The organism is Nocardia sp. NPDC003183 (assembly GCF_053590715.1).
The window spans coordinates 212,217-220,337 of record NZ_JBSFTG010000010.1 but is presented as its reverse complement, the minus strand read 5'-3'; the positions used below and the strand labels follow the sequence as shown (position 1 = coordinate 220,337).

At 68.2% G+C, this 8,121-nt stretch carries 7 protein-coding genes; 5 read left to right on the top strand and 2 right to left on the bottom strand.

Translation table 11 applies throughout. The annotated features are described in order from the left end of the window. The first annotated feature begins 154 nt into the window (after window positions 1–154). From ACWDXS_RS25705 to ACWDXS_RS25695, 3 genes are read left to right on the top strand one after another with little or no spacing between them, the layout of a single operon-like run. Complete coding sequence (locus ACWDXS_RS25705; RefSeq protein ID WP_449969383.1) at window positions 155–904, top strand: DUF1989 domain-containing protein; 750 nt, start codon at window positions 155–157, stop codon at window positions 902–904. Then, the gene (locus ACWDXS_RS25700; RefSeq protein WP_379318434.1) at window positions 901–1,515 is read left to right on the top strand and encodes an urea amidolyase associated protein UAAP2; all 615 of its coding nucleotides are present in this window, start codon (window positions 901–903) and stop codon (window positions 1,513–1,515) included. Before ACWDXS_RS25705 ends, ACWDXS_RS25700 begins: the two co-directional genes overlap by 4 nt. Beyond that, window positions 1,512–3,713, top strand: coding sequence for a 5-oxoprolinase/urea amidolyase family protein (locus ACWDXS_RS25695; protein ID WP_449969380.1), 2,202 nt, complete (start codon window positions 1,512–1,514; stop codon window positions 3,711–3,713). Before ACWDXS_RS25700 ends, ACWDXS_RS25695 begins: the two co-directional genes overlap by 4 nt. Window positions 3,714–3,719: 6 nt before the next feature. On the opposite strand, the gene ACWDXS_RS25690 is transcribed toward ACWDXS_RS25695, so the two are convergent. Continuing rightward, a complete protein-coding gene (locus ACWDXS_RS25690) occupies window positions 3,720–4,715 on the bottom strand; it encodes an NAD(P)-dependent alcohol dehydrogenase (RefSeq protein WP_449969377.1) in 996 nt (331 codons plus the stop codon). A gap of 90 nt (window positions 4,716–4,805) precedes the next feature. Here ACWDXS_RS25690 and ACWDXS_RS25685 point away from each other — a divergent pair, with 90 nt between their 5' ends. Continuing rightward, window positions 4,806–5,447 (top strand): TetR/AcrR family transcriptional regulator C-terminal domain-containing protein, encoded by a 642-nt coding sequence (locus ACWDXS_RS25685; RefSeq protein ID WP_449969374.1) that lies wholly within the window; start codon window positions 4,806–4,808, stop codon window positions 5,445–5,447. A 14-nt stretch (window positions 5,448–5,461) separates the two neighbouring features. Here the strand turns inward: ACWDXS_RS25685 and ACWDXS_RS25680 are convergent, their stop codons facing one another. After that, the gene (locus ACWDXS_RS25680; protein ID WP_378990835.1) at window positions 5,462–5,629 is read right to left on the bottom strand and encodes a hypothetical protein; all 168 of its coding nucleotides are present in this window, start codon (window positions 5,627–5,629) and stop codon (window positions 5,462–5,464) included. 355 nt (window positions 5,630–5,984) lie between these two features. Here ACWDXS_RS25680 and ACWDXS_RS25675 point away from each other — a divergent pair, with 355 nt between their 5' ends. Continuing rightward, window positions 5,985–8,117, top strand: a complete 2,133-nt coding sequence (locus ACWDXS_RS25675; RefSeq protein WP_449969370.1) for an MMPL family transporter — start codon at window positions 5,985–5,987, stop codon at window positions 8,115–8,117. Window positions 8,118–8,121 lie beyond the last annotated feature (4 nt).

The following is an 8,121-nucleotide window of genomic DNA, read 5'->3' as shown; positions in this document are numbered from 1 at the left end:
GGTCAGGCGCCGGGGCGTAGGCGACGAAGGAGCAAGCCCCGGTGCCTGACCGGCGGCCCCTCAGGGCCGCGGACACGCGCGCGCCAGCGCGCCAAAAACACAGCGTCAAACCGTCCTGGGACTACCGAACCCAGGTCATCCCAGGAGGTCAACGATGACAAACACCCACTCCACCAACGGCGCCCGCGCCCACGCACGCGCCCAAGCCGCAGCAGCGACCATCACCACCCCCGACACACCCCCCGACATAGATCCCACAAAAATCGTGGCCGCACAACGCATCCCCCCAGGCGGCTACGCGAATATCGTGCTCGGCAGAGGCACCCGAGTGCGCCTCAGCGACCCCACCGGCACCACCTGCGCCCACCTGTTCCTACTACGGACCGAATCCCCCTGGGAGCGGCTGAATGTCGCCGACACCGTGAAAGTCCCGTGGCAGGCCTACCTCAGCGCAGGCCATCCGCTGCTCTCCGACCAAGGCCGGGTCCTGGCCACCGTCCTCGCCGACTCCGACGGCCACCACGACACCCTCTGTGGCCCCACTACCGAGGGCCGCCACCAACTCCACCTGGCAGGTGCCAAACAAGGCCTGGAGCCGCGCGATATCGGCCCCTCGATCGCCGTGTTCCGCGGAGCCGTGGTCGCGGTGGACGGCGCGATCGAGCCCACCGGCAACGGCCCGGCGGGCGCCACCCTCGACCTCATCGTCCACCTCCCCCTGACCCTCCTGGTCGCCAACGCCCCGCACCCCCTCGACGACCGCCCCACCGGCGACCTCGACCTTCTCGCCTGGTCCTCCCCCGCGGATCTGGACACCCGCAACGACGACCCCGAATACCGCCGGGCCGTGGAGAACACCGAAGCCGCATGGACGGCCGCACTGAACACGGAGGTTCCGGCATGACCGCCACCCGCACCGTCGTCCTCGACGAGACCGTCCCCGCCCGGGCGCCGTGGTCGGCCGTCGTCCGCGCGGGCGACCACCTCGACATCATCGACCTGCACGGCAATCAGGCCGTCGACTGCCTGCTCTACTCCGCCGCCGATCGCACCGACCGCTACAGCGCCCAGGCCACCATCGCCGCCCAGCGCAACATCTTCCTCACCACCGGCAGCGTCCTGCGGACCGAAGGCGGCACCCCGCTGATGACGGTGGTCGCCGACGAGGTCGGCAATCACGACACCATCGCCGGCGCCTGCTCCCAGGAATCCAACACGCTGCGCTACGGTCACCACACCCGCCACCAGCACGCGTGCGTGGAGAACTTCCTGACCGCCGCTCTCGAATGGGGCCTCGGCAAACGCGACCTGGTCTCCAACATCAACTGGTTCATGAACGTCCCCGTCGAACCCGACGGCACGCTCGGCATCGTCGACGGCCTGTCCGCCCCCGGCAAGAAGCTCACCCTCCGGGCCGAGATCGACACTCTGGTCCTGGTTTCCAACTGCCCCCAGATCAACAACCCCTGCAACGGTTTCGACCCCACCCCGGTCCGCATGGTGGTGACCCGATGAGCCTCACCGACACCCCCATCGATCCCGCTGCCGACCTGGCCCCGACGAAGCTCCCCGCGCCCAGTGGTGTCATCGACTCGACCACGAAGCAGGCGGTCGGCCCGGCCGAGTCGCGCGCCGCGAGCACGGTCGACCCGACAGGCACCAGTGCGACCGAGCCGACTTCGGACACCCCGGCGGCGCCGGCGCCCAGTCGGCGGCGCCTCGATGTCGTCCGTCCCGGAATGCAGACCACCGTGCAGGACTGGCCGGGACGAATCGGGTACTGGCACATCGGAGTTCCGCCGTCGGGGCCGATGGATGACCTGTCGTTCCGCCTGGGCAATCGCGTGCTCGGCAACCTCGAGGGCGCGGCCGGGCTGGAGTGCACGCTGGGCGGACCGGCGTTGCGGTTCGCCGAGCCGACGTGGGTGTGCGTGACCGGCGCGGTCGCCGATGTCCGGGTGGACGGCGTCCCGGTCGAGCAGTGGCGGACCGTCGAGGTCCCGGCGGGCGGCGTGCTCGATGTCGGCGCGATCCGGGGCCCCGGCATGCGCACCTACATCCTGATCGCGGGCGGTATCGATGTCGACGAGTTCCTCGGCAGTGCCGCGACATTCACTCTCGGCAAGTTCGGTGGCGGAACGGGTGCCGCGTTGCGCGCCGACGATTCGCTCACGCTCGGCGCGCCGTCGACCCGCCGCGCCCCCGCCGTCCCGATGGCCGACCAGCCCGCCTTCGCGCATCGTTGGGAACTCGCCGTCACCGAGGGCCCCCACGGCGCACCGGAGTTCTTCACCCGCTACGACTTCGACACCATCATCGGAACCGACTACGAAGTCCACTTCAACTCCGATCGCACCGGCGTCCGCCTCATCGGCCCGAAGCCCGAGTGGGCCCGCACCGACGGCGGCGAAGCGGGTTTGCATCCGTCGAACATCCACGACAACGCGTACACCGTCGGCGCCCTCGACTTCACCGGCGATACTCCGATCCTGCTCGGCCCGGACGGCCCCAGCCTGGGTGGATTCGTCTGCCCGGTCACCGTCGTCGCCGCCGATCGCTGGAAACTCGGCCAACTCACGCCGGGCGACAGGGTCCGTTTCGTCCCCATCCGTTCCGAACACGCCGCCCCCGCGGCGGAACTCGGCGCTCGTCGACGCGCTTGCTTCGGCACCGTCCTTTCGGCAGGTCGCGACGGCGACGACGGCATCCTGCGCCGCACCGAAGTCGACGACGAGACCGGCGTGACCTACCGCCGCCAAGGCGACGACGGCGTGCTCGTCGAATACGGCACGCTCACCCTGGATCTCGGACTTCGGGCCCGCGTCCACGCCCTGCACCAGCACCTCATCGCGATCGGGTTGCGTGGCGTCATCGAGCTCACCCCGGGGATTCGCTCACTCCAGATCAGGGTCGACCCCGCTGTCCTGCCGATCCCCCGCCTGCTAGACCTCCTCGCCGAAGCCGAGGCGCAGCTGCCGAATTCCGATCAGCTGGTCGTCCCGAGTCGCACGGTCCATCTCCCGCTGTCCTGGGACGACCCCTCCACCAGGGAAGCGATCACCCGCTACATGCACGGCGTGCGCGCCGACGCCCCCTGGTGCCCGTGGAACATCGAGTTCATCCGACGCATGAACGGCCTGCCTTCCGTCGAGGATGTCTACAAGACGGTCTTCGATGCCGAATACCTGGTCCTCGGCTTGGGCGATGTCTACCTCGGCGCCCCCGTGGCCACCCCGACCGACCCCCGCCACCGCCTCGTCACCACCAAATACAACCCGGCCCGCACCTGGACCCCGGAGAACGCGGTCGGCATCGGCGGCGCCTACCTGTGCATCTACGGCATGGAAGGCCCGGGCGGCTACCAATTCGTGGGGCGCACCACCCAGGTCTGGAACCACCGGGCACGTCCGACCGGCACTGCGGGCCCCGGCGTCGACCGCTTTTCCACCGACCCCGAAACCCCCTGGCTTCTGCGTTATTTCGACCGCATCCGCTGGCACCCGGTCGAGGCGGACGAGCTACTCGACCTTCGCGCGGATTTCGCGGCGGGCAAGGTGGACATCACCACCGAGAACGGCGACTTCCGCCTGGCCGACTATCGCACGTTCCTGGCGGACAACGCCGACTCCATCACCGACTTCCGCACCCTGCAGGCGGGAGCCTTCGCCGAGGAACGCCAATCCTGGCGCACCGCGGGAGAACTCACCGACTGAGCGACGTCAGGCAATGAGAACAGTTTTCCCCGACGCGTGCCCTTGCTCGAACGCGGCCATGGCAAGGGCCGTGTCGGACAAGGGGAACCGCCGCTCGATCACCGGCCGCAACTTTCCGGAGACGGCCAATTCGGCCAGGTATCGCAGGTCGGCGGTGGCGGGTCGCATGAGCAGTGCCTTCAGGGTCTGTCGCGCGAACAGGTCGGTGAGTGCCACCTGACCGAGCCATCGGATCGGGCCGAACCAATTGTTGCCCGGCGCGGCGGCGGAGGAGATGAACACACCGTCCACGGTCAGCACGCGACGGATTTCGCGCAGTTCACGGTTGCCCGCAAGGTCGAAGATCACGTCATAAGGCACGTCTGTCACAGTGAAATCGTCTGTGGTGTAATCGATTACGACATCGGCACCGATATCGCGCACCATGTCGACATGCCGGGTGCTACACACCGCCGTCACATGCGCGCCGAGCACCTTCGCGATCTGCACCGCGAAACTGCCCACCCCACCGGACGCACCGTTCACGAGCACCCGATGCCCCGGCCCGACCTTGCCGATGTCGCGCAGCCCCTGCAAGGCCGTCATTCCCGAATCCGGTATCGCCGCGGCGTCTTCCAGGCTCAACCCAGCGGGGACAGCGGCGAACGAACCCGCGTCCGCGCACACGTACTGGGCGAACCCGCCGCTGGGGACCGCACCGAAAACCTGATCGCCCACCCGGAATTCAGCGACCGAGGCACCCACCGCGACGACCTCGCCCGCCGAGTTCTGCCCGATCATCCGACGCTTGGGCCTGCGCAACCCGAACCCGAGCCGCAGCAGGTACGGCGTCCCGGTGAGCAGATGCAGGTCCCCGCTGCACAGCGACGCCGCCCGCACCCGGACCACCACTTCCCGGTCCCCCGGCGTCGGCCTCGGCACGATCTCGGTCCGCAACACTTCACCCCCGCCGTATCGGGGCGCGATCCAGGCGGTCATCGAGGCGGTATCGACATCGGTCATGAGAACTGTCCCTCATCTCGCACTTACAGCGTAAGTCTCTGAGACGAAACGGTACGCTTACGCCGTAAGTAGGTCAAGGAGAGGACACCCATGCCGACGCGCACCCCACTCACCAGGGAACGCGTCCTACGCGCCGCCATCGACCTCGCCGACCAGCAGGGCCTGGCCGCCCTGTCGATGCGCAACCTCGCCAAGACCGTCGGCGTGGAGGCGATGTCGCTGTACAACCACGTCGCCAACAAGGACGACCTCTACGACGGCATCATCGACCTGGTGGTCGCGGAGATCTACGTCCCCCGTGCGGGCGGCGACTGGCAGGCCGAACTCCGCCGCCGCGCCGCCTCTGCCCACGAGGTCCTGCTGAGCCACCGCTGGGCCACCGGCCTGATCGGCTCCCGCATCAACGTCGGCCCCGCCATGCTGCGCTACGTCGACGCCACCCTCGGCTGCCTGATCACCGCGGGCTTCACCTACGAACAGGCCGACCGGGCCTGGAATGCCCTGGACAGCCACATCTACGGCTTCACCGTCCAGGCCATCAACTTCCCTCTCGACCCCTCCGAATACGCTTCGGCGGCACAACAATTCCTTCCGCTCGTTCCCGCCGAAACCCATCCCCACATGCACGCGCTGGCCGCGCGCGTCATCGCCGGAACCCACTCCGGCGCGGCTGATTTCACCTTCGGCCTCGAGCTACTTCTCGAGGGGTTGGCCGGTCTGCTCCCCCGCTGACAACGGCGTGGTGATCAGATACAGATCTCCACGCTGCCCAACGGGAAGCACAATGCCACCGATCCGACTTCCGATGCTGTGGGAGGCGCGGGCACGGCAGCCGAGGCCGCGGGAGCGGCGACAGCGCCAAGAGCCAGAACGATGGCGGCAGCGGCGGCCGCCTTGCTGATCTTCGCGGACATGGGGAGTCCTTTCTCTCGGGTGAACTCGGTTGGTTGGTTCCTAGCTGCGCGCTCCCTCAGTCTTCGCTGTGACGAGGGCAAACTCCAGGCAAGAAAGCATTACGTCAGACGCAGTGGCATCGCGGAACTGTCACTTCCGGGCCTCGACGGTTCGCCCGCGAAACGTCCCCTGCCGCGGAAGCCGGCGGTTTTCCCGGCGTGATACCGCGAAAACGAATGTTACCGACCCGTGACCTTCGTGCCACCGAATACACCGTTCCGGAATGTGGCCAGAGGTTGTCCACCGATCGGTGGACACGAAGTTCGACCGGTCGATGCTGTCTACGGCACCGGCCACCCGAGCAGCATCGACGACATGCGAAATCGCTTGGTATTGATCGCCGTTGCCAGCGCGCGCCATCCGTGGCGGGCCATTGTGGGCTGGTTCGTCTTCGTGGCGTTGTGCGTCGGAATCGGGGTCGGCATCGGCGGGAAACCCGCAGCCACCGAGGACTTCTGGATCGGCGAGGCGGGCCGCGGTGAGGCGCTCGCGACCTCGGGCGGATTGCAGCAGGCGCCGATGGAACGGGTGCTGATCACCGGCGGCGGAACTGCCGCGCACAACGCCGCTCAGGATGTCATCGACCGAATGCTGACACTGCCCGAGGTCAGATCCGTTGATGCTGCGGTGTATTCACCGGATGGGACGGTGCTGCGCGTCGACGTGACCATGGCGGGCGCCGAACTCGATGCCAAGAAGCACGTGGCCGCGCTGCGTGCGCAAACCGATCAGGTACAGCGGGCATACCCGGACCTACAGGTCGAGCAGACCGGCGGTCCCTCCATCAGCAGCGGCGTCGAAGTCTTGCGCGGGCGCGATCTGGCGAGAACCGAGATGATCGCGCTGCCGATCACCCTGCTCACCCTGCTCGTCGTGTTCCGTTCGGCGGCAATGGCTTTGGTGCCGTTGTTGCTGGCGACATCGTCGATCGTCGCGGCGATCGGGCTGTCGCTGCCCGCCTCCCACCTGTTCCCCGACAACGGTGTCGGCACGAACATCATCCTGCTGATCGGGATGGCGGTCGGCGTCGACTACACCCTGTTCTATCTGAAGCGGGCGCGCGAGGAGCGGGCCCGCGCGGGCGGCGCGCTCAGTTCACGGGCGCTGGTGGAACTGGCCGCGGCGACCTCCGGGCGCGCGGTGGTGGTTTCCGGGATCGCCGTCGCGGTCTCCAGCGCGACGATGTATCTGGCCGACGACGTGGTCTTCTCCTCGATCGCGACCGCCGCGATTCTGGTCACCCTGGTCGCGGTGGCCAGCTCGCTCACCGCACTGCCCGCCCTGCTGACAGTGCTAGCCGATCGAGCCGAGCGGCGTGCGGCCCGTAAGCCCTCGGCACCGGAGCGAGAGAGCACCGGCCGACTCACCGGTTCCCTGCTGCGACTGACCGCCGCACGCCCGGTAGCCGCACTGACCGTCGCGGTGCTGGCCATGCTCACGCTCACCGTGCCACTGCTCGGCCTCGACCTCACCGACATGGGCCGCGAGACCCACCCCCGCTCCATCCCCGCCATGCAAACGTTCGATCGGCTCACTACCGCGTTCCCCCAGCTGAAGTCGATGCACCAGGTCGTGGTGGCGGCCGAGCCGCAGCGAGCCGACGAGGTCACCGACGCGCTGCGCGCACTGGCCCGACGAGCCGAGTCCGATCCCGCCCTCGCGGGCGAAGCCGAACTGCGCACCTCCCCCGACGGCCGGGTCAGCCTGCTGGAACTGCCGGTCCAGCACCACGTCAGCGACGATGCGGCCCAACAGTCCCTCGAACGCCTGCGCACGGACTACCTACCGGCAACCGTCGGCACCCTCTCCGGCGTGGACTACGCGGTGACCGGTGATGTCGCTCGCTATGCCGACTACCCGCGCCACCAGGAGCAGAAGCTGCCCCTGATCATCGCGACGTTGCTGCTGGTGACGTTCGTCCTGACCGTCGTGACGTTCCGCTCCGTGGTCCTCGGATCGATCGGTGTCGTGCTGAATCTGCTCTCGGCGGGCGCATCGCTGGGCCTGTTGACCGCGGTCTTCCAGAACACCTGGGCCGAGGGCCTGCTCGACTTCCATTCGACCGGCTCGATCGGCTCCCGAGTCCCCCTGCTGCTGTTGGTGATCCTGTTCGGACTGTCGATGGACTACCAGATTTTCGTGCTCAGCCGCATCAGCGAGCTCGCACGCGCCGGGGTGCCGACCCGCCGGGCCGTACTCGACGGCGTCGGCGGTTCGGCGAGCGCGGTGACCAGCGCCGCGTTCGTCATGGTCACAGTGTTCGCGAGCTTCGTTCCGCTGCACATCATGGAGATGAAGCAGATGGGCTTCGCCCTCGCGGCCGCGGTCCTGCTCGACGCGTTCGTGATCCGGATCGTGATCCTGCCCGCGATGTTGCTGCTGCTGGGTGATCGCACCTGGTGGCCCGCCCGCCCCGCCCGCACCGCCGAGCCGGTGAAAGTAGGCTGAGCGA